Raw genomic sequence first — 22,214 nt, forward strand, 5'->3', positions numbered from 1 at the left:
ACAGTTGATGTGTTGACGTATTGCCACGAAAAATCGCTATATGATTCTGCAGAAAGCGGCCATTTAGTGGCGTATCTCGACAGGCAACAATCAGCCCAAAGCGGTCACCGAGAAAATCCTGTCAGTTACGACGGGCTGTTTAGTGAGCCAATCCCGACCAGCCCAAATACCCCGTATACAAACCAACGCAGATAATGACGAAGCTAGAGAAATAGGGGGCACGTCTAGCGAAGGTCCCAAATCCACTCCAACGACGTGAAGCGTGTCGCACACTGAGTGCAGCTATCGTGCCGGATGCGACCATCGTCATGGCAAGACCGATGCTGAAGCAAAGGACCAACACAATGCCCAAGCTGTATTGCTTCAATTGGAGGCACAACAAGAGAATGGTGATGGAGGCAGGGCAAGGGATCAATCCTCCCGTTAGTCCAAACATCACGATCTGACCCGTTGTGATGTTCTTATTGGCGAAGCGGCGCTTGATGTCATTCGCGTGGGCCAATTCGTGTGCGTCTTGGTATCCCGGGGTCGACAGATCCAATCCACCATGATCATGCTCGTGAGCATGCTCTTCGAACAGCACATCAAAATCGTGCGCATGGGTTCCATGTTTGAGCGTCAGCCGAGCCGTGAACTCATGTGGTTCAGGAATCTCATCGGCAGATTCTAAGAAACCGTCTCGCTGCACAAACTGGAACGTTTGCGCTGTTCCATCCTGTCGCGTTGTTACTAAGGTGATGGAATCAGGTTCGGCAGAATGGATTGCCTTCCCGTGTTGCTTGAAGCGTATTCGGAAGCATGGCGGCACGTCTTTTTCAAAAACTTCTAAGGTAGCAACGCCGTGACCGGTATCAATGATCTTGGTTTCGTCATGGTGATGATCATGGCCAGCTGACGCTTTCTCAAGCTGCTGATCTCGATACGTACGACGAAGCATCCATAAAGCGATGCCCACAATAAGGACCGCAGAGCCCAACTGAAAATACGGCTCGGTGCTCTCGGCATTGAACTGGCCACCCAGATGCATGCCCAAAAGCGCCACCGCCCAGACCACCGCGGTATGGGACACCGTAGCGGCAAGCCCGAGCAATACAGCCTGAGCGACGGTGCCACGAACAGCGACGATAAACGCCGCCATCATGGTTTTGGAATGGCCTGGTTCCAGCCCATGCAATGCGCCCAACAGGATTGCACTGGGAATGAACAGCCAAGCGTTGCCCGCTCCCTGCTGGAGCAACTCTGAGAATGAAGTCATTGGAAGCCCTAAAGGTATTTCGAGATATCGCGCAAGTCCTGCATGGACTGTTTGGAAACAGTCTCGCCGGGCTCAAGACAGTTATCGATGTGCTGATGAATGAAAGTTTTTTTGGCCTGTGTAATCGCTTTTTCAGCAGCCTGAAGCTGCATGGCCACGTCCGTGCATGATCGGTCTTCCTCGATCATGCCCACGATGGTATTCAGTTGCCCGATTGCCCTTCGAAGGCGTTTGATGATCTCGGGGTTAGCGGCGTGTGCATTGGAATGGCTCATGCACAAATACTATACCCCCCTACCGTATACGGCAAGGGATGAAGAATCTTTAATAAGGCCACTGACTTTTGGCGAGCGCGTCGCGTTGATTCAATGACCGCAGCACGAACCCGGCCAAAGCCTTCACGAGTGAGCTAAGCATTCAGCATCGATTAAGGGTGTCTTGACGCTGTCATATATTTCCATTAATTTGGAAATATGAAATCAATAACTGCCGTAAATCGTCTCGCTGCTCTGGCGCAGGAAAGTCGCCTCGCCGTCTTCAGGTTGCTGGTTCAGAAAGGGCCAGAGGGTCTGTGCGTTAGCGATATTCAGAGTGCCTTGAAGGTTCCTTCGGCAACGCTTTCGTTTCACCTGAAAGAACTGGTGAACGCGGGACTACTCAAGTCTCGGCAGGAAGGCCGATTTATTTACTACGCGCCTGACTTCAAGGCGATGAACGACTTGCTCGGCTATCTCACTGAGAACTGCTGCGCGGGCGAACCCTGCGATGTTGAGTGCGCCCCTAAAACTGCTCGCTTGGAGAAGTAACCATGAGTCAAAAACCTTACAACGTGCTGTTCCTCTGCACGGGTAATTCAGCACGGTCGATCATTGCCGAGGCGGCGATGAACAACCTCGCTATCAGCATGAGCAAGTTCAAAGCCTACAGCGCAGGCAGCCATCCCACCGGCACGGTCCATCCGATTGCTCTGGAATTTCTGGAGCGTGGTCATATCGCGACTGAAGGATTACGCAGCAAGAGTTGGGATGAGTTCGCGCAACCTGATTCACCTTTGCTCGATTTCGTGTTTACCGTTTGCGATAACGCTGCGGGCGAGAAATGTCCTTACTGGCCGGGGCAACCCATGACGGCACACTGGGGTATTCCTGACCCTGCCGCAGTTGAAGGTACGGACGAACAGAAGCGTAAAGCCTTTGGCGAAACGTTCATGACACTGCGCCGTCGTATTGAGCTGTTTGCCAGCCTTCCGTTCGACAAGCTGAATCGCATGGCGCTTCAAGAGCGCATAACGGACATCGGCACCCAATGACATTCGCTCGACGTGTTGTTGCTGAAGGACTCGGCACCGCACTATTGCTCGCAGCTGTAGTGGGCTCAGGAATCATGGGCGAGCGTTTGGCGGGTGGAAACGTTGCTATTGCGTTGCTCGCCAATTCTATCGCCACAGGTGGTGTCTTGATGGCGCTGATTCTGACCTTTGGGCCGATCTCTGGCGCTCACTTCAATCCAGCCGTGACGTTAGCTGATGCCTCACAAGGTGGAGTCCCTTGGAATGAAGTCCCAGCGTATGTATCCGCGCAAGTGGTTGGCGCTTTTGCTGGCGTCGCTGCGGCGCACTTGATGTTCGGTGAGCCGGTGTACAGCGCGTCGCTGCATGAACGCGCTGGCTCTGCTCAAGCCTTCAGTGAATTCGTTGCGACCTTTGGATTGCTTGCGGTGATCTGGGGTTGTGCAAGATTGCGTTCGTCTGCCGTGCCCTTTGCAGTCTCGGGCTACATCGTCGGCGCCTATTGGTTTACGGCCTCGACTTCATTCGCCAACCCTGCTGTGACGCTTGCCCGAGCCGCCACAAATACCTTCGCGGGCATACGGCCTGCTGATGCGCCGTTGTTTATCCTCGCGCAGCTTGCTGGAGCCTTTGCAGCCACCGTGATCTTCCGCTGGTTGATTCCCTCTTTACCTACTACCGCTTCGAGCGTCGTTGTTCCACATGACGGCATCGAAGGAGAACAAAAATGAAAACGGTGATCTTTGCCTGCGTGCACAACGCAGGCCGCTCGCAGATGTCTGCGGCGTTCTTTAATCATCTTGCTGATCCCAAGAAAGCACGAGCCATCTCCGCCGGGACTCAGCCAGCTGCCCGAGTGCATCCAGAAGTTTTAGAAGCCATGAAGGAAGTTGGCATCGATCTCGGTAATGCCATTCCGCAAAAACTAACGGTAGAGCTTGCCGAAGGCGCAACACTACTCGTGACCATGGGCTGCGGTGACGAATGCCCATATGTGCCGGGACTCCGGCGCGATGATTGGCCACTGCAAGACCCAAAGGGACAGTCCGGCAACCGCGTACGTGAGATCAGAGACGATATTCGCAATCGCATCGTTGCATTGCTTCAAGCGGAAGGCTGGGCAATCTGAGTTTGATATGAATACCGACATCGTCATCTATCACAACCCGGACTGCGGGACCTCGCGCAACACATTGGCGATGATTCGGAATGCAGGTATCGAACCGCACGTCATTGAGTATCTGAAAACGCCGCCGTCACGAATAATGTTGATCTCGCTGATCGCTCGCATGGACATCAGCACGCGAGATCTGCTGCGCGAGAAGGGCACGCCGTATGTGGACCTCGGGCTCTCCGATCCGGCATTGAACGATGAGCAGTTGCTCGACGCGATGATGGCTCACCCCATTTTGATTAACCGCGCCATTGTGGTGTCGCCACTTGGCGTTCGCCTGTGTCGCCCTTCAGAGGTGGTATTAGACCTGCTGCCAGAATCACAGCAAAGCGCTTTTACTAAAGAAGATGGCGAACAGGTGTTGGATGCTCAAGGTCGCCGTGTTGCACCGAAAGGACACAGCGCGTGAGCCGCATTCTTCTACTGTCTGATCCGGATCACTTACCGGCACTCGATCCACAGTACGCATTTCGCCGCCCTGGGATTGGCTTGGGCCCGAATGAACCGAAGCCTCGCATCCTACTGCTCTATGGATCGTTGAGAGCTCGTTCGTTCTCACGACACGCTACTGAAGAGGCAGCGCGTCTGCTCAATTATTTTGGTGCTGAAACGCGGATTTTTGATCCTTCTGATCTTCCGTTGCCAGATCAGGTTTCTGGCGATAAACATCCTGCGGTGCAAGAACTGCGTGAGCTATCGATGTGGTCAGAAGGACACGTGTGGTGCAGCCCAGAACGACATGGCCAGATCACTGGCGTGATGAAAGCGCAGATCGATCATCTGCCGCTCAACATGGGTGGAATGCGACCCACGCAGGGACGAACGCTCGCGGTTATGCAGGTGTCTGGCGGTTCACAATCATTCAATGCGGTGAACACGCTGCGATTACTGGGACGTTGGATGCGGATGTTCACGATCCCCAATCAATCGAGTGTCGCAAAGGCATTTGAGGAATTCGATGCGGCGGGACGCATGAAGCCGTCCGCTTATTATGATCGTATTGTTGACGTGATGGAGGAGCTGGTTCGCTTCACGATACTGATGCGCCCCCATACAGAACAACTCGTCAGCCGCTATTCCGAGCGCAAAGAAAGTGGCGCAATCATCGATCCGACAGCCGATCTTTCAGCGATTGCTATTGCTCGTTAACCGAGCCCATCGACTGTCTGCAATTGGCACATAGTGCTAGGTCAATACCGTGAAGCGAGCGTCAGCTATTTGGCGACCGTGGCAAGGAGAGCGCGCACCATGCAAAGCCACATCATTTACTCAGGCCTCCAGTCTGAATCATAAAATAGGTCTTCAAATCGGCGCACAGCGTCCGGATGTCCGCTCAGAAGTGCATCAACGGCAGGTCGCGTCGGAGCAAGAGACCCAGCTGCTGCCATCTCAAAATGCTTCATGGTCAAATTGCGAGAACCGCTCGCTATTGCCACCCTATGCGCCGCAATCCAAAGCGAAATTACCAAACGACGAATGCCGGCAGTCACGGAATGAATAAACTTTTTTAACTCATCATCGATAGCTAGACGAACATCGCTCCATTGATACATCTCCAACGTCTTTAGCAACATATTAAAGTCCGGGCTTTCGAAATTCTCCGCATGCCTAAATTCTATTTGTCCTCCCGTCGTCAATCGCTGCGAAACGGCAAATCTCTTTTGCAATATTGCACTCGCGTCAGGCGTTCCCACTAGCATCAACGGCACCCCGCTCTCCTCGATTATTTCCATTAACGTCTTTAGGGTCACGTCATCTGAGAGACGCAAATCAAGCTCTTTACGACCACGCTTAGAACGCCTCTGCTCAATGGACGGAAGCTTGAATAGATTTTGCACTTCATCAATGACGAGAAGTCCAAGAAAGTGAGTCTGAACAAATCTCACCCAGTTTTGGAGTGACCCATGCAGGTCCCTATTGCTTATGGTCAGAAGCTGAAGTACTTCCGGGTCTTTAAAGGCAAACGCCGTAGCGTCAATCAATGCCGCAAGGAGACTCTTGAGGTTTCCGGAGGGCGGCATTTGAATATATAGCCAGCACAACTGCGTTAGTCCTCCAGTACAGTTTGGAAACTCCGGATGTACGTAAACCTGCGTATACCCCTCTAGCACTCTCTGAATACATTTGGTTTTGCCTAGGCCAGAGGCCCCGATCACGAATGCCGCCGGACCCGGCTCAGCAGCCAGCGGGCTAGATATCTCCGAGAAAAAACTGCGCCAAACTGTAGGATTAAAGGGATTTCTCTCCATGTATCCTTCGTGCAGCATAAGATCAATGGTTCTCGCGACAGTCAGCATATCGGCCGACGGAGCGCGAATACTCCTAATGCGTCCAAGCTCATAATTTCGCCCAATAAGAGTCTGATTTATATCTGCACTCGGCTTAGGAGGAAGGCGCTTCAGTTTCCTCAGTATTTCTGCGTCATCTGGAATACATCCCAACGCCAAATGAAGAATATTGGTGCCGTCGACGCTACAGCCCGCTCCATTCGATTGACCTTTCATGGCCGGCCTTGATCGAACATGATTTGATGAATCAAATCGTCCGTGGCCGAACGTATCACGGGCATAACGATTTCTCTTGATGAATCTCTGTCATCAATTTTAGTGCTGCTGGCAATGCGAGCCATATCGTGACGGGCTAATACAGGCGCACTCTCCTCAAACGCACGTGCCTCATGAACATTTAATGCGAATGGGGGCAGCACTTCGTTCTTCACTGCCAGCCGAGCGGCGTCGGACATTTGCATGACTTGAAATGCATAGGAGATTTTTGCCTTTAACGCCTCAGCAGCTCTCGACGGTTTACTTATGGATGTAAAGGCCAGGGCGTCATAATGTTCTAGGAACGATGATTTAGCCGGCATCGCCGAGTTCGGCGCCAGTGTGAAGTTCCGAAGTTTGTCATTGGGAAGTGTGGCCCATATTTGCTGCGGGGCACTCGGGATATGAAAAGCATTAATTTCGAAGGCACCGAAGTTTCTCGCTTGGGCCGACTGCCCGCGCATATCAATCTCGCTATTTAAAAATCGCAAACCTCCATACTCCAGTCCTGATCGGTTCACTGTCATGTCCAATGGACTCAGCAATTTTCTTACTAATATTTCTGGGTCATAAGGCGACTTAAACCCGATCCCAATCGCATGGCCGAATTTCCAGATTCCAGCTGGCGTTGGGGGCACCCCCTGGGCCCTCATTTCATCTGTACACAAATGGCTTCTGTCAGCATGCGAATTTTTGTAGTGCGCAAATAGCCGAATGTATTTCACGAATTCCCATAACGTCATCGCACTCATTTTTTTGTTGCTGCGATTTTCGTAGGCTTGCTTCCGCGCATCCATCGCGCCTGGAATTAATCCATAGGCGTCGTCTTTCTGTATTCGATTGAATACCTCTACGATTCCCTTGAGATCGGCCCTATATGGAGAATTAATCGCGAGATCGAACGACATATCTGTCGCAGTAAGCAATGCGCCTTCACTCAGATATTCGCCGCGATCAGTCAAAAGTGCCTTCGGCAGAGTTGGATAAGGGTCGAGCCCAAGATCCATAGGCATTCCCCATATATCCGTCAACTCATTGGCACCGTATACGCTGCAGAACAACGCTATCCGGGCGTTTTGCCAAGAAGGATGAGCCAAGCACACGTAAAATCCGACGATCGCCGTTGACCAAACGTCAATGATCCAATAGATAAAAGGACGGCCAACGAGCCAATGCCTATTAATCGAGCTGCGTAGATCTGTGTCCGCCCGCGTACTGTCCATCGCAAAGAGATGCCCCGGACCTGCAACACCGTCGCGCGCATAGCCGATCAGGCCTCGATGAGATCTTGCATACGCGAGCGGAGATACACGTTTTTGGAGGCGCTCTATCTTGTTTATGTGTGCATCGTAAAGAGTTCGCACCTGATCCAACGAGGGGAACGTGCCTACCTTGGGCATCACCGGTTCTATTTTTCCTTCAATGAATGTCCATTCGGAAATCCATAGCTCTGCCACGAGCTTGCTATAGGCGTCGCCAAACTTAGTGGTTTGATCTAGTAATGCGCGTAATTTTGAGATGATGATCTCGCGCTCAACTATTTTTATGGCGCGCTGCGGCGTCGTTTCGATACCCAACATTTCTCGAAGAGTTTTAATGCCCGGCTTCGACTCTGGGCTCATGTATTCACGCGGGATGCCGGGTGCCCCGCAGTCTCGAAATTGGCTTCGCAACGACGAAACATTAAATCCATAAAAGCATAGAAGCTTTAGCCAGTAATAAACCGCTTGCTTCGATACAGTGGATCGAGCCAAAGCTTTTGAAACTAGTTTTCCAAACGTATCGCCAGTCTCAAAATTAGGTTGGAGCTTGGCGGGATTACAAAAATCGCTCATTACGGACCGACGCAATTCATAGACCTTGCGCTCCGCCACCGAGAGGTCGTCATCTTCGACACCAATATTGCGATCGAAATGAATGGTGATCGCCTCCATCTCTCCGTTCTGTATTAGGTCCGTCGTCTCCTTAAAAGTGATTCGCCTTGTCACCAGGCGCACTTTCCTGAGATTTATTTCCTTTGACTGCACTTCCACGTGGCCGATTTCAATCGGAAGACGAACGAGGATCGATTCTTCTCTCTCTGTCATAGAACATACGGCGCGCCAAACTTCTGACGATTCATCTGTCTTAATTCGGTAGAGCTGATTGAAGATTAGGCTGGCCATGCCGACACCCCTGACCAGATCGGATTGAACGCTTTGAACTGTGAGAATTCAATTCGAATTAGTGGCGCACCTCTGAATAAATCTCTGGATAAGTCGACAGGTATTCGACCGCTCCATATGCTTTGCCAGAAACATTCTTGGGCCGTGCCGAGAGCAACCTTGAATTCTTTCTGGATTAGCTCCAAGCAGGGCGCAATCAACAGTTCCGATTCATTACTCAGTAGTGCTTGGGTTCTATCTAAAGCCTCCCGCGGCAACCACGGCCTGCCCGAAGTCCAAGTTGATATAGCAGTTACATTTAGTCGGACGGCGAGTGGAACATCTGACTTCACAAACAAAATCCATCGATGCTCCTCCTGCTTCCAGTACTCGCGTTCTATTTTAAATTTCTCTCCGTCTCGCTTTGATTTTGGAAGCGACTCTTTGACGGAAACGGCCAGTACATTTCGCTTTCCACTCCCGTCCCTAAACACAACAGCAAAATCAGTTGTCATCTGCCAATAACTGGATTCCCCACCTCCATATACTTTCGGATGGCGAATGTTTAACGACTCAGATATGGCCTGCGTTCCCTGAAAGAAACCATATGGAACGCCGATATCGAATTGACTCAAGAAAGGTCGGTGCGATTCCACTGATAACGGAAATTGCTCCAAGCAATCTTCCAGGTCCGGCATTTGCTGGATGAAAATCAATCCCAGCTTTTCACCGTCGCTGAGCAAGTGAGACTTGCGGTCGCTCCAAGTGTTGCCCATCAAATGCGAGCGCCCACGACTCGCTGGATCTGATCTTCTTACTTGATGAAAGGGACGATAGTCGGTTCCCGTACCAGTCCCCCTTCCATCTTCTTTCCACTTTCTGAACAACTGCGGCGTGAATCGTTTTCCTCTACCCATTACAAATCCTCCCAGGTTGGTTCCGGGCAAGCGCTAGCCTCAGCGCATAGCCGCTACTTGACGTTGGAAAGGGAGAGGAGGAAACTGCGGGTGTCGCGATTCGAAACCGACCCCGAGAATTCATCCTCACAAAAGACCCAGGCTCGCCAGCTTGGGTTTTTCGTTTTTATCCCTCGCTATTTTTGCTTCCTTGTTGCTTCATGATGCGCGCCTCAATGTTGACTTCAAATGATTTCGACATAGCTATCTCCTAATAGACGTGAGTTCAGCTGCAGTTTCTGTCTGCTGCATTTCGATAAGAACTTCCGCAACCGTATGCGTGTTGAAACGAACCTGACGTCCGAGCTTGATTCGTGCACGACGGAGTGGCCGGCACCAAGGTAGATCGATCGCAAAGCCGTTCGTAACTCGGGTTGGGGTACTTCCCAATAATTCGGCCAAGTCGCCGACGTCCATCAGGGCACCGTACTTCCCAAGCAACGTCGCTTCTAAAGGTTGACTCGACATACTTGGCCTCGTGCAGACTCAATTGGCGACAGCAAGAGTGAGTTGAAGTGATGTAATCCTGCCAGTTATCAAGTCATAAAATCAACTTATTTAGGATAAATTTCTTAAATAAATAGACGCCAAAGTAATGACCAATAAAATATTCTAAAAATTTTTAATATTGTTGTTTATCGCCTAACGATAAACATAAATTTTTCCCATACTTACATGGCATTTATTCTTCTTTAAAGTCTTTTTAACTGAAATATAAAGCGCAATAACAAGTTTTTTAATATAATTCATCCCGCGCTCATCCAAGCACGCTAGCCTTCGGCTCTTCTCTATTTCTCAGCTTCACGGCCTCCCTGGCCGTGCCCGACACATTGGAGATGCAGCATGGATATTGTTCGCCTTAACGGCACTCAAGAATTTTCGGTCGTCGGCAAAATTTGCGATCGATGCAACAGGCGCGCTTACAACGACAGCGACTTCGGCGAATTCCACGAGTTCGTTCGCATCCGGATCAACGTCGGTTATGGCGCAAAGGCTTTCCGAGATGGTGACCTTATGGAATGTGACCTTTGCGAGAAATGCGCCAAAGCGCTTCTCGGGCCATATTTGCGAACCATCGCAACGTTTGAATCTCGTTGCCAAGCAATAGCTGCGCAGACACAGTTGGCTGATGGAGAAGCGTCTAGTGGAAAAATTATTTGGAGTCTATTGGACGATCTGAGTGCGTCGAATAGTGGCGAGTCAGAGCCGCAATAACTTCGTCGATAGTGATTTTTCCTAGAGCATATAGCTCACCCTGCTCGCGCGCGAAGTCACTCGCAGGCGGCAGGCCTTCCATCATGCCGGAGCGTTCGGCGGCACGTAATGCTTCTCGGCGCGCCTCAATTTGAGCATCGGAAAGTTGGCTATCGGGTTTAATATTTAATCTCTGCATCGAGAAGGCGGCCCCAGCACACTTCTCTGCTGGTCAGCCTCCGCTTATTTTAAACGTTAGTAGTAAAAAATGAACATTAAGAAGACCTGTTACATGTGTTCGCTCCCGGCTACGTCATTGGAGCATGCACCGCCAAAATGTCTATTCCCGACCGCCCGAGACACAGAGAATGGTATCAATTTGCGGAAGAACCTAATCACAGTTCCCTCTTGTGATGAGCATAATTCAGCGAAATCTAAAGATGACGAGTATCTGCTCTACTCACTTTCTCTATCAATCACATCGAACAATACAGGCCTTAATCTGTTTCTAACTAAAGTACAGAGAGCCGCACAAAGGAAGCCTGCCTTAGCAATTGAGCTGTTCAGTACTTCCGTACCAGTCTCCTTACAAAACACTCAAACAAAGGAGATCGCAGAAGCACATGCAATTACAGTAAACGGCGCTCGCATTGATAAAGTACTAGCTCAGTGCGCAAGAGCACTTTAATTCGTTAAAACTGGCAATAAATGCTTCGGTGAAGCACAGGTAGTGACCGGCTTTTCAATCATCAAAGATAATCAAGACATAAATGATCGCGCCTTCACTGGCTTGCAATTCGCCGATGAAAAACTAGGAGATTTTGAGCGGCATGGAAAAAATCCAGAAGTATTTAACTTCAGAATAATTTCTGAAAATGACGCCGCAATAATTCTTATGGAATTCTATGGATCATCAAAAGCAATTGTTAGGCTCCGCCGCTGTCAGCAAGTGTTGTAGTCGTCTCTACTTTTCGAAATAATTCATCAGCGCAATATGACAAATTTTGGCGTGCAACCGATGGGCGAAGAACTGCAAGCGCAGCAACGGAATGTTCAGCGAATGCTCGGACGCTGTCTTTTGCGATTGCAGCAGTACGAAAAATTAATGAAGGCCATCGTAGCCTTCCACGAAATCTCAGCGTCTGGGCTGCCCCTAGTATCAAATCAGACAGAGCGAATTGCGGATACCGCCGGCAATACGCTGGGCACCCTAGTTGGCAAGCTCTTCGGGACATATGTCACAACCGATGAGACAAAAGACGTTTCTGAATCAGATGGACCAGACAACATCTTCTCGTTCAGGATGAAAATGAATTTGCGCATGTCCGTTGATGATTACGACAGGACAGAGAAAGACCTGAAGGAGCTAGTGCTGCTACGAAACAATCTGGTACACCACTTCATTGACCAATACGATCTCTGGAGCTTAGACGGATGCCGAGAGGCACAGGAAGCCTTAACAACAGCCTACAGTCGAATTGATGAGCATTATGAGCAATTGCGGGGCTGGGCCGAACACATGGACCAAGCCCGTCGATTGGCGGCAGACTTCGTTCAATCTGATGCCTTTCGCGATTTGGTGATCAATGGCATAGCGCCTGATGGCTCAGTGAATTGGCCCACATCTGGAATCGTTCGTGGATTCCTTGAGGCAGCCGCCGAGTTGGCTATCGACGGATGGACTCCCGTCGCGTCGGCTGGCTTATGGATTGCCGAAAGATATCCCGATCAACTTCCCTCCAAATACAAATGCAGCAGCTGGCGCCAGGTCGTTCACGAATCTCGCCTTTTCGATCTTGAATATCGTGAAGCCACTGGCCGCCGCGGTGCTTACTACCGGGCTAAGCAGATTCAAAGTACAAACCCAAGTATCAATGCCAAATAATATTTCCAGCCAGTAATCCCATCAGAAAGCGGTCACTCATCTTGCCCGCGCCCGACACAATTCGGCCAACGACGGTGCAGCTTGCGCTGGCCAACACACTAGCAGTACGATCTCAGCACAGCGGGATCGACGCTGGCTGTCCACCTTGGCATACCCGAATGGGACGATCTTTTTGATGTGCCTTCGCATTGACTATCCAACTGGTCGCGCGCGGCAGTGGACACCTCGCATAACGACCATTTTTGGAGATCGTCATGCCTGATACTTATTTTTTCCCCAGCAAAGCCATATCTCGCTTTAAGAAGCGGGCGAAGCTAATTCATCGCGAAACCGGAAAAACCCACAACGAAGCGCTTGAAGAGATCGCACGAGGATTTGGCCTGCCGAATTGGCACCACCTTACTTTGCATGCAGATGCGAGTCGTCACTGTGAATTGGCATTTGCCAACGACCTAATCGTCGCGTACGACCTCAAGGAAGCTGAGAACGTCGATACCGCCCTCTTCACCGAGAACCTCTATTTGTTTGGCCTCTGTAGAAAGCCACTCATTGCGCGCTTTCGCGATGGTGATGAAGACAAATGGGAACCAGAATCCGAAACTGAATACGAGCGCATGGCCGACGAATATCGACTTTTCGTCAGGACCGGAGGAACTGCGCCGGAAAAGCTTGAAGATGCTGTAGAGCTTGTGCAATCCAGCAGCTTCTTTCCTCCGGAGGTATTTTGGTGGAAAGGCACGCTCTACGAAGGACTTGGCGCTCACCCGGTGCTACCGCAGCAACCCATTCCGGAGCATTTGATGTCTGCGTTTGGAGCGCCGGCTCGCGGCGAGAAGCTAATTTCACCGCAGGTAAGCGCCTCCAAGGGTACCGGCGTAAATGGAAACGTGGCAGATTCATACTCGTACTGCATCCATTGTGAGCGGGCGTATCCAGAAGGAGCTTATCGCCAAAAGCTTAGTTGGCAGTTATGCCCGTATGCGGACTGTGATGGCGATACTGTTATTGATAACTGGGGATGGAGGCGAATTCGCAAAGAGAATCCAGGCTACCCAGAAGTACCCGAGTTGGGCGTTCAATATCCCATGCATGGACCCAATTACGTTGCGCCTAAAAATCCCAAGCAAAAAACCAAACGCAAGTCGAAATAAATGGAAAGGCCCGAGACAACCTACCGGTTGCTCGGGCCTATTCAAAAAACAAGAAAATCATTGCATCAAACCATCATCATTTTTTGACGAGTAGATTCAGTGTTGGACGCAGTATCTGTTAACGCAAGTCCTTTCAACCTAGTCGGCAAACCGCTATGTGATCGTGCAGAAGCGATTATCTAAATGTGTATTTACACAGGCGGGCGTCAGACTCGCTTTAGTCCAATTTCGATCGGATACTTTCTCGAGAAATCCGAGTCAGGCTCCGTTTGTCGCTTGGACCCTTTGAGTCAAATGACTGAGTTCGGCCAAATCGGAGCGAGCAACAATGACAGAAAGAAACATCCTCAACGAAATCGGCGGGCAAGGACTCGATCAGCTCGAACTCGAGCAACTTATATTCAACTACTATTCCCACGGCTCTGCTCAGGGGCCCGATCTAGTTAGTTACGGTCGAACGCAAGGCGAAGACGCCGTGCGTATTAGTTACAGCAAGAGAGGAAAGCTGCAGGCGATTAGCCCTGGCCCCAACTGGCAAGAGTCCGATCTTGAAGTCTTGCACCTGCGCATCGCCGAAGAACTGCGCCGGGACCATGGACAGGGAGTCAATAGAAAGATCCTCTTCTGTGCAGTTCCTGTAATTGGAACCTTTCGGTATAAGGACGTGTTTCAGATACTACCGTGTCCACCGGACGCCCCAATGCCTGGGCATCCGACAGGAGATCATCCCTTTGTCTTAGAAATTGCTTTCTCTAAAAGCAGTAGCGCTTCAATCAACAGCCTGCGTTACGGTCGTGCAGCACGTAACCTAGAACTTCTGTGCGTAATTCTTCTCCCTTGGATCAGTTCCGGAATCTCAAATCGCGTAATCAAGCGATGGGTAGTACTCCACGATGAGCCCACAAGATCTTCGAAGAATATCTACACGCAAGAAGGATACTGGATCACTCTTCCGGGCCCGACAAACGCCTTCAGCGACGTATCAAATCTCCCAGCCTTGAATCGACACCCAGACAATGATTATTACGGGTTCAGGGGAATTGCAGGCAACGAAGTGCTCGATCTGCCGGAACAGTTTGAAAACCGATTGGACGCGTACTTTTCTTTGACAGAAGAAGACCGAGACACCTTCCAATGCGCTGCTTACTGGTTTAACCACGCACGGCGAGCACAAGAAACGTCTCAATCGGCCGAGTTCTTGGCCTTGATCAATGGGCTTGAAGCACTTTTGCCTCAAGCGAGCGCACACGCCGAATGTTCAACTTGTAGAAAGCGCCTAGGCCCTTCAATTTCAGATAAATTCGTTGAGCTTATCGAAAAGTATGCTCCGTCTCCCAACGTATCTGTACAGGATAAGAAAGGCCTATATGGATTGCGATCTGCTGTAGCCCATGGGGGCAAATTACTTTACGACGATGTAAGCGGTGGTCGCGGTGGACTCTCCGGGCTACAGATGCGGCATCAAACTAGCAGCCGCAACATCCGTCACATCGCTCGAATTGTCATGCTCAATTGGCTCATTAGTCGGCATTAGGTCGCCAACTGCGGCTTTCCGTTCCCGTCGATCTGCCAGATGAAATAAGCCCCCTTTCGGAGGCTTATTTATTCCTGCATTTTGATAGCAATTTATGACAAAGCCAAACTTCAATATCATCAGTTGCAGAGAAGCATTAAGGGCAAACACCTTTACGTTTTGCTTCTAGATCATCAGGAATGGAACAGACAGGCCGATCCTTTGTTTGACGTGTGATCTCTAGATACTTTGCCGAGCAGCTCGCCATCGAGAGGTTGGCAGCATTTTTCTTGCTCGCCAGGTCTAGAGGATCCTTGGAAGCCTGTGCGTTAGCCGCATCGTATATTCCTTTATCCGTTATCGATTTTCCTAGAAGCGTAATTAATTCACCGCATCCTTTTGCAAGCGCTATGTCCGCTGCAGCTTTTTTGTCTTCATCAGAACTCTGAGCGACGGCGATGGTTGCGGGATTAAATTGCTTATCTAACGCTGTTTTAGCGTCGTCACGATGTTTATCAGCGTAGGCGGCTACTTTTTGGAGCCACTCCGATGCATGTGGCGTTTCGGTTACCGTTACCGTCAGGTTGACCGGGCCATCAAATTTAGGCACAGGCGTTTTTGATTCAACCTTTGGAACGACAATCCAGAGCCCTTGATCACCCAATCCGTCGGAAGTATTTCTAAAGCCGGGCTTGGGACTCAACCCCTCACCTGCAATGACAACTTCGAAGACGCTATCTCCAGTAGCAGAGTTTTTCTTAAGAGGAGCTAATGCTTTTACCGTAAGCGTTAAGCTTTCAATTTTTGAAGCGTCACGGTTCGCAAGTGGTTTGGGGTAATACAACGCGACCAATTGCGGTATCGCATAACCTGCTGGCGTGGAACCAAATGAAGCTCCTCCGAATTGAATCTTGGCGAATAGCGCGGGAGCCCCGAGGCTTTGGCGCTGCCACAAATCCTTAGTGAACTTATCTGGAGTGTTCGTGCATAAGTCTTTGTTCCAACCATGAGCATATTGCTTATTAGCGTCGGTCTTGCACCATTCGCCATCCTGAGCTCTGGGAGCGATGACAATTGCGAGACAACCCCGCAACTTAGCGTCCGCATACATCATTTCAGGAGCTGACCCCGTAAATGTTAATGCTTCCTTATCGTCCTTAGCTGCAGCCACTACTGCATCAGCTGTCTTGTCCACTACGAATCCAATCGCACTTACAATCAGTGAAGCGGTGTCAAAACCCTTGATAACTGGAGCTGCACTTTCTTCTGCACCTGGAGGGCATTCTTTAAAAAAGTAGGCGCGCGTGACGGGAGCTCCAGCTCCTCGTAAATCGTCGTTTGGCCGCGCATTGGTTTGAAATAGTGAGCAGCCCATTACGGAAAAGGCTGACGCAGTTATTAATAAATAATTTTTCATTGTGCTCTCCATAAGCTCGCTACATTTCCGTCTAAGCTGTCACTCGACGCATGGACATATGAACAACTGCTCCAACCTTCGGCTCCGGTTCCCGGGGCTCCGGAATGAACACCGACCCAAACTATCTCTGACTGATCACCCTGCGTTCGAGCCGAGACGATCATGGGGCTTCCACTGAATCCAAAAAAGGATTGGCATTGGTGAAAGACGCAGTCCTTCTGGATTTCCGAAATGCTGCAACTTCCGCCCAGCCATTTTTGATATCGAATACCGTCTCTCCAGTGAATTTGGCTAGAGTCGTACTTCGTAGTTGCGGTTGGTTGGCTAGCAATCTTTGCCAAATACGGAATTGGCCCAGCCAACCAAAATGACATTTTTGCTTTGGGCTCTTGATGAGTGACCCTGGGCAGCGGGGAAACTGAACTACCGACGGTGGTGACCACAACTGGCACCGTTATCGCGTCTTGAGAGATGTCGAATTCAGATTTCGTTTCGAGCTTCTCAAAGCCTTCAAACGTGATTTGTCTATGTCCGTCGAGGGTATAACCGCGCCAATCTTTGGGCTTCGTCGCTAACGCAGTAAGTTTTCCTTCGTCACGGCTAACAAAACAATGACGACTCGTGACAAGCCTCTTGTCATTAATAAGCAATCCCATGCAAAGAACACTGCCTTGATAGACCAATGCAACCGTGGCTTGCTCTGCAACGACATGATCGACTTTTGGATATTGCTCATCTTTGCTCATGCATGCATTTACAAACTTGGTCACGTCATCTCGAGTTGTTGGATCGGGAGGTCCGGGACTGTCTGCTAATGAATACGGAATCTCGTCCATCGAATCGACACACGATTGCACGGCATCATCGAGAGCTTGCTTCGCCAGCTGATCGTATAGCGACGGGGAATATAGCTCGAGCTTGAACGGCTTCCCATATTCGTTGCTTGGAACGAAGGTACCGCCCACTTTAACGCCGGGAACTTTGTGACTATGCGTGTCCTGGTCTTTGAGCACCAATTTGTATTCATGAAGAAGTGAGTCGATGTCGCCATAGCCGTAGGTTGTGAACCGCGGGTCGCCTAGCTGCTTCGAAGGCAGCTTAAAAGCTGCGCCTTGGCCCATGCCTCCAGTTTCCTGAGCGTGTGCAGTCAAAAAATATAATGCGATGACCCCAAGAAACAGATTGCGTTTTAATCGCATGTTAGTTCCCCACTCAGCAGCTGCATTTACTTTCGAGTTAGTGCTTGTGCAAGCGAATGTCGTTTGAGAGTGCCGCTACTGATACCGAAAAGACGGTATGACTAAATAGTCGTTCTCTTATTTTATTTTTTTAGCTTCCCTGAGCCAGAGTTTTACAGCCCCAAATAAATATTTGCAAATTGCAGACGTCAGTTAAGCCAAAGACCGCTCTCTGACGCGCAATGAACGACCCCATAAAAACAATTGCACGAATAAGCGGCTGATTGCGTTTCTTATTGAAAGATCAATAAATTTTCTGGCCCCGTATTCTTCAGAATGCCAAGTCCAAACGTAGACTCATCATGCGAGGTCGGGAGTAGGATGTAGGGAATATAGTCCCTTCCGCATTCGGTCCTGCAGAGATGCCCACAATCGCTTTTTCATTGGTCAGATTGGTCACACCGAAACTCAGTGATGGGGCAAGCGGCAAATCCGAACGACCCACGTTCAAATTGAAATTGAGCAAATGGTAATTGCCAATGACGTGGTTATGTCCAAGGTCATTGTAGGCCTTACCTTGATAGGAGTGCATCACCGATGCACTGGCCTTCCAAAGATCAGATGGAAGCTTGTAAGACAGCACGCTTGATGTTTGAACGCGCGGCGAGTTGGGCATGTCAGTGCCAGGGGCAATGCTATTTCCTCCGGCATCGTTGAACGTCGAGTTCGTCTTCGCAATGATGTATGACGCTGACGTTGAAAAGGACAATCCCTCGACCGGCGTCAGATAGTTGAAAGTAGCCTCAACGCCGTTGCTGCTTACAGAGCCAACATTGTCGACGTAGCCACCTAATCCGCTCTTAGTTAATTCAAAAGTTTGTGCATCTGCCCAATCTACGTGGAAAGCCGTGATGTCGAAACGAAGCGTCCTATCAAGCCAGTCCGTGCGCGTACCAATTTCATAGTTCCACAGCGTACTAGACTTGAATATCGGATGCGGCTCTCCATCGATGCCAGGGATGCTTACGGGCTGTAAGTTCACGCCGCCGAATTGGAATCCGCGAGATGCAGTTGTATAGAAATACAGATCGTCACTGGCTTGCCATGAAAGCGAAAACTTCGGGCTAAATCCGTGACCTTTCACTTCAAGATTTTTATTTACGCTTACCGACTGGTTAAATGCGGTCGTCAGCAAACCCGTGGTTGTGCCAGTTCCGTTGACTTGAGATTGATATAGACGACCACCAAAGGTAAGAGCCCAATCATCGAATAATGTCCGCGTAACCTCACCGAATAAAGCACGCTCGGTTGCGATCAGTGGATCAAACTTCTGCTCAGCCAATGACAGCCCGCGTGCAGAGAAAGCAGCTTGCGTCACATTTCCCAATAGCCCACTAAGTCCAGGAATTAATGCCGGAACATTCGTATTCGCAAAATAAATATCCGAGTCGATAGACGCACGATATTTGTTGTAGAAAACGCCGCCGAGCCAAGCCCATGGCTCACTGTCATTGGAAACTAGGCGCAATTCCTGCATATAGCCGACAGCATTAACATTTTGATATGCATGATCGAGATCGACGCCCTGCGCGGCGAGAGGCTCAGACAACGTATAACTCGCGTTGATATCCTGGACCGAAGTTTTTCCTTGACGCGAAGTCTGGGAAACCAACGTGGCCCAATCAAATGCATAACGGACATCTAAAGTAGCGACTTTAAATTCGACGGCCTTGGGGCTCGCCGTTGGCGCGTCCTTTCGAACGAATTCGGCATTCTGATTAGTAATGAAAGAGAGTTCTTGCGTAGTGCGCTTTTGCTGCATATACGACAAGTTCACGCTCAACTCTTCTGTTGGCTGCCATAGCGCGAGCGCACGACCAGTCCATTTTTTCGCGGCATCGCCATCTTTGACATATGGTCTACCAGGCGTGTCAAAGTCGATGAAGCCTGGAACCTTCTGATAGACACCGCTAACTCTAAATGCCGCAGAGTCACCAATCGGTGCATTCAGAACCAATCCAAAAGTCGGACTGGAAGAGCCATCCTTCAGTGACTGCCAATTTGCGAAAGTGCGGCCAGTCCATGTCTCCAGCTCAGGCTTATTTTGCTCATATCGAATTGCACCATTGAGCGCTGATGCGCCAAATAAAGTGCCCTGCGGTCCTTTCAAAACCGATACGTTCTTCATGTCGTACGGATCGGGATCGGCCACTGCAAAAGTGCCGTATGGATCAGTCAGTGGCACATCGTCCAGCAGCACGCCTGTAGTTTGATTCGCGCCATCGCTCGGACCTACACCACGAATGGATATTTGCTGCGCTTTATCTGCAACAGTACTTTGAAGATTAACGCCAGGCACCATTGTGATGATGTCGTCGAGCTGACGTGCGTTGAGAGTCTCGAGTGCTTTGCCGTCTAGAGCAGAAATACTCACAGGGATCGCTCGCACGGACTGCTCACGCTTTGTAGCTGTAACTACAATTTCTTCAAGTTGCGCTGATCGCTTGGCATCAGGAAGCGCAATATTAGATTCAACTTTCTCTACCGCGACTGGATCGGGTGAATACGTAGCGTTCGCGTCCGTTCCCTTATCCGCAGACGGAGTGAGCCCCGACTCCATTTCGGGATTGAATGCTGTCTGATCGGCAGCAGTCTCACTAGCTTGTGGCAAATCGACAGCCGCCGTTCCCGGGGACGGTTCCGTCGAAGCGCCTGCTGCATCTGTTGATGATCCCAGCAATGATTCGAAATCCGCATCGGCCAAGGTATTACTTGGTGGCGATGCTTCCGTGGTGGCGGCGGAAGTGTCCGCTTGTGACACAGAGGTGTGCGCAGCCTCATTGGCCGGCGGAGACTGCTGCGCGGCGGATTGGGCCGCGATGAAGGTACAGGCAACAGCAGCCGTAAATATAATTTTCCTTGGCACGCGTACATTCTCCTGCAGCTTTGACTATCCGGGATCAGCCATGAACCGGAATGCCGCTTGTAATAGATAACTTCTAACTTATTCCTCCACTATTCGGCCCGCCATACATAGAAACACCAGAAATAACGAATCAGAATGCCTTCTGATTTGCCACTTTTTTAGCTCTTACGATATCGGTGAAATAGTGGAGCTCGTCACACCCACTTTGCTGTAAAACATCTCTACGAAATTGAATCTACTTGCTCGCGCTTCAGCTACGCTTATCGCGGCTTAGCCTCGCTTCAAATCACGAATAACTTTTTGATAGCAATACTGCTTTTAAATTTAAATCCTTTAGTTTTGCCTTCGCCCCAGCAATTTTCACAAGTGAATTGACTAGACCAATTGCAGTACAGCTAATTAATTTGGATGGGCATCGGTAACCCGGCACCCCAACCCGCGGCAAGTGCACTGACATTCAATATCGGATCAGCTGCTTTCGCGCGTTGGTCGCGGATACGACAGACTTCCGGGTCAGTGGAAAATAAAGCGCTCGCAAACTCGCGGGCCTGCACAGTAATCGCAGAGGTCTTCTCTTTGCGTAATTGCGTGAATGCCTCTAAGGCACTTGGCAAATCGGCACTGGCCTTTTCCAAGCACGCGGCTAAATGCCATGCATCTTCTATCGCCTGACACGCTCCTTGCCCGGAGGTTGGAAGTGGCGCGTGAGCGGCGTCACCAACCAATAGAACGTTATCCCTGTGCCAGACAGCCAAGGGATCCAAGTCGTACACCCGAATTTTTCGAATGGCGTGAGCTTCAGTAGCGCGAATTACTTTGCTGATTGGCGCTGGCCACGAGTCGAATAATTCTGCGACAACCTCTTTGTGGTCGGCTTCAATCGCATCATGCTCAGTGGCATCAGCCTGCGCTGCGGCCCAATAGACTTTGCGTGGATTTATGCCGACAAGTCCGAATCGTTCACCGCATCCCCAATAGTCTGAAATGGCAACCTCATCGATTACTGGGGAAGAGAACTCAGCTACGCCGAGCCAATTCACAAAACCCTGATAAACCGGTGAGTTGTCGCCTGCCACATATTGCCGTGCTACCGAATCTTTGCGGCCGTCTGCCCCGATGATTAAATCCGGCGAGACGGTGTGCCCGTTATCGAAACGCACCGTGCACCTGCCATCGGCACCAAGCTGAATGGTGTGTGCGTTGTAACCATAGGCGACCTCTATCCCGAGTGAAGCAAGCCGCTTCAAAAGGATAGATTGCAGATCGCAACGCAAGATTGAATACGCTGGAGATCCCATCAACTTTTCCAGGTGCGGGATATCGATATGTCCTAGCGGATTATCTTCTTGGTCTATTCGCCGCATCTTTTTGGGCCGGCCACTAACCGCGGCGATATACGGCAACACGCCAAATGACGAAAGAATAAAGCTGGCATTCGGCCATATCACCAAGCCTGCACCCATCGTGGCCGCAAGCGGACGACGTTCGTATATCTGTATTTGATGGCCTTGCTTGACTAGCGCCAATGCGGCACTCGCACCCGCAACGCCTGCGCCAATTATCACAATGTTCATATCTGAATATTTATCT

The 22,214-nt window shown here is 50.2% G+C and carries 21 protein-coding genes; 11 read left to right on the forward strand and 10 right to left on the reverse strand.

The genetic code is table 11. The features are described 5' to 3' along the window. Window positions 1-139 precede the first annotated feature (139 nt). Together CJD38_RS15265 and CJD38_RS15270 are read right to left on the reverse strand one after the other, a co-directional pair. The gene (locus tag CJD38_RS15265) at window positions 140-1,255 is read right to left on the reverse strand and encodes a nickel/cobalt efflux protein RcnA (RefSeq protein WP_107941241.1); all 1,116 of its coding nucleotides are present in this window, start codon (window positions 1,253-1,255) and stop codon (window positions 140-142) included. 8 nt (window positions 1,256-1,263) lie between these two features. After that, window positions 1,264-1,530 carry a metal-sensing transcriptional repressor gene (locus tag CJD38_RS15270; RefSeq protein WP_107941242.1) on the reverse strand — a complete coding sequence of 89 codons (267 nt, stop codon included), beginning with the start codon at window positions 1,528-1,530 and terminating at the stop codon, window positions 1,264-1,266. 198 nt (window positions 1,531-1,728) lie between these two features. On the opposite strand from CJD38_RS15270, the gene CJD38_RS15275 reads away from it, so the two are divergent. Genes CJD38_RS15275 through arsH form a run of 6 tightly spaced genes read left to right on the forward strand, consistent with a single transcriptional unit; the run spans window position 1,729 to window position 4,866 of the window. Beyond that, on the forward strand, window positions 1,729-2,061 hold the full coding sequence (locus tag CJD38_RS15275) for an ArsR/SmtB family transcription factor (protein WP_107941243.1): 333 nt from the start codon (window positions 1,729-1,731) through the stop codon (window positions 2,059-2,061). A 2-nt stretch (window positions 2,062-2,063) separates the two neighbouring features. Next, window positions 2,064-2,564: an arsenate reductase ArsC gene (locus tag CJD38_RS15280; protein WP_107941244.1), complete on the forward strand. Its 501-nt coding sequence runs from the start codon at window positions 2,064-2,066 to the stop codon at window positions 2,562-2,564. After that, window positions 2,561-3,274 carry an MIP/aquaporin family protein gene (locus CJD38_RS15285; RefSeq protein ID WP_107941245.1) on the forward strand — a complete coding sequence of 238 codons (714 nt, stop codon included), beginning with the start codon at window positions 2,561-2,563 and terminating at the stop codon, window positions 3,272-3,274. Before CJD38_RS15280 ends, CJD38_RS15285 begins: the two co-directional genes overlap by 4 nt. Next, complete coding sequence (locus CJD38_RS15290; protein WP_107941246.1) at window positions 3,271-3,672, forward strand: arsenate reductase ArsC; 402 nt, start codon at window positions 3,271-3,273, stop codon at window positions 3,670-3,672. Before CJD38_RS15285 ends, CJD38_RS15290 begins: the two co-directional genes overlap by 4 nt. 7 nt (window positions 3,673-3,679) lie before the next feature. Continuing rightward, a complete protein-coding gene (gene arsC / locus CJD38_RS15295; protein WP_107941247.1) occupies window positions 3,680-4,126 on the forward strand; it encodes an arsenate reductase (glutaredoxin) in 447 nt (148 codons plus the stop codon). After that, window positions 4,123-4,866, forward strand: a complete 744-nt coding sequence (arsH, locus tag CJD38_RS15300) for an arsenical resistance protein ArsH (RefSeq protein WP_107941248.1) — start codon at window positions 4,123-4,125, stop codon at window positions 4,864-4,866. The genes arsC and arsH overlap by 4 nt, the downstream gene beginning before the upstream one ends. 116 nt (window positions 4,867-4,982) lie before the next feature. Here arsH and CJD38_RS15305 read toward each other — a convergent pair whose 3' ends face one another. From CJD38_RS15305 to CJD38_RS15315, 3 genes are read right to left on the reverse strand one after another with little or no spacing between them, the layout of a single operon-like run. Continuing rightward, a complete protein-coding gene (locus CJD38_RS15305; RefSeq protein ID WP_107941249.1) occupies window positions 4,983-6,221 on the reverse strand; it encodes an AAA family ATPase in 1,239 nt (412 codons plus the stop codon). Further along, on the reverse strand, window positions 6,218-8,425 hold the full coding sequence (locus tag CJD38_RS15310; protein ID WP_107941250.1) for a TnsB C-terminal domain-containing protein: 2,208 nt from the start codon (window positions 8,423-8,425) through the stop codon (window positions 6,218-6,220). The genes CJD38_RS15305 and CJD38_RS15310 overlap by 4 nt, the downstream gene beginning before the upstream one ends. After that, entirely contained in the window at window positions 8,413-9,321 is a 909-nt protein-coding gene (locus tag CJD38_RS15315; RefSeq protein WP_107941251.1) for a TnsA endonuclease N-terminal domain-containing protein, read from the reverse strand. Before CJD38_RS15315 ends, CJD38_RS15310 begins: the two co-directional genes overlap by 13 nt. Before the next feature lie 882 nt (window positions 9,322-10,203). Here CJD38_RS15315 and CJD38_RS18515 point away from each other — a divergent pair. Further along, window positions 10,204-10,575 (forward strand): hypothetical protein, encoded by a 372-nt coding sequence (locus CJD38_RS18515; RefSeq protein ID WP_107941253.1) that lies wholly within the window; start codon window positions 10,204-10,206, stop codon window positions 10,573-10,575. Here the strand turns inward: CJD38_RS18515 and CJD38_RS18950 are convergent. Next, window positions 10,514-10,753, reverse strand: a complete 240-nt coding sequence (locus CJD38_RS18950) for an antitoxin VbhA family protein (protein WP_161554262.1) — start codon at window positions 10,751-10,753, stop codon at window positions 10,514-10,516. The two genes, CJD38_RS18515 and CJD38_RS18950, sit on opposite strands and share 62 nt — an antisense overlap. A 531-nt stretch (window positions 10,754-11,284) precedes the next feature. On the opposite strand from CJD38_RS18950, the gene CJD38_RS15330 reads away from it, so the two are divergent. The 4 genes from CJD38_RS15330 (at window position 11,285) to CJD38_RS15345 (ending at window position 15,124) form a co-directional block, all read left to right on the forward strand. Then, entirely contained in the window at window positions 11,285-11,512 is a 228-nt protein-coding gene (locus CJD38_RS15330; RefSeq protein ID WP_107941254.1) for a hypothetical protein, read from the forward strand. 147 nt (window positions 11,513-11,659) lie between these two features. After that, entirely contained in the window at window positions 11,660-12,439 is a 780-nt protein-coding gene (locus tag CJD38_RS15335) for an OST-HTH/LOTUS domain-containing protein (protein ID WP_170107379.1), read from the forward strand. 254 nt (window positions 12,440-12,693) lie between these two features. Next, the gene (locus CJD38_RS15340; protein WP_107941256.1) at window positions 12,694-13,590 is read left to right on the forward strand and encodes a hypothetical protein; all 897 of its coding nucleotides are present in this window, start codon (window positions 12,694-12,696) and stop codon (window positions 13,588-13,590) included. Between the two features lie 328 nt (window positions 13,591-13,918). Next, entirely contained in the window at window positions 13,919-15,124 is a 1,206-nt protein-coding gene (locus CJD38_RS15345) for a HEPN domain-containing protein (RefSeq protein WP_107941257.1), read from the forward strand. A 136-nt stretch (window positions 15,125-15,260) separates the two neighbouring features. Here CJD38_RS15345 and CJD38_RS15350 read toward each other — a convergent pair whose 3' ends face one another. The 4 genes from CJD38_RS15350 to CJD38_RS15365 form a co-directional block, all read right to left on the reverse strand. Continuing rightward, window positions 15,261-16,520: a hypothetical protein gene (locus tag CJD38_RS15350; RefSeq protein WP_107941258.1), complete on the reverse strand. Its 1,260-nt coding sequence runs from the start codon at window positions 16,518-16,520 to the stop codon at window positions 15,261-15,263. Continuing rightward, window positions 16,517-17,719, reverse strand: coding sequence for a trypsin-like serine protease (locus tag CJD38_RS15355; RefSeq protein WP_107941259.1), 1,203 nt, complete (start codon window positions 17,717-17,719; stop codon window positions 16,517-16,519). Before CJD38_RS15355 ends, CJD38_RS15350 begins: the two co-directional genes overlap by 4 nt. A 310-nt stretch (window positions 17,720-18,029) precedes the next feature. Beyond that, entirely contained in the window at window positions 18,030-20,624 is a 2,595-nt protein-coding gene (locus tag CJD38_RS15360) for a TonB-dependent receptor (protein WP_146166001.1), read from the reverse strand. A 395-nt stretch (window positions 20,625-21,019) separates the two neighbouring features. Then, window positions 21,020-22,198, reverse strand: coding sequence for an FAD-dependent oxidoreductase (locus CJD38_RS15365; RefSeq protein ID WP_107941261.1), 1,179 nt, complete (start codon window positions 22,196-22,198; stop codon window positions 21,020-21,022). Between the last annotated feature and the right edge of the window lie 16 nt (window positions 22,199-22,214).

Origin of the sequence: Stenotrophobium rhamnosiphilum, assembly GCF_003052265.1 — a bacterium.
Taxonomy (GTDB): Bacteria; Pseudomonadota; Gammaproteobacteria; order Nevskiales; family Nevskiaceae; genus Stenotrophobium; species Stenotrophobium rhamnosiphilum.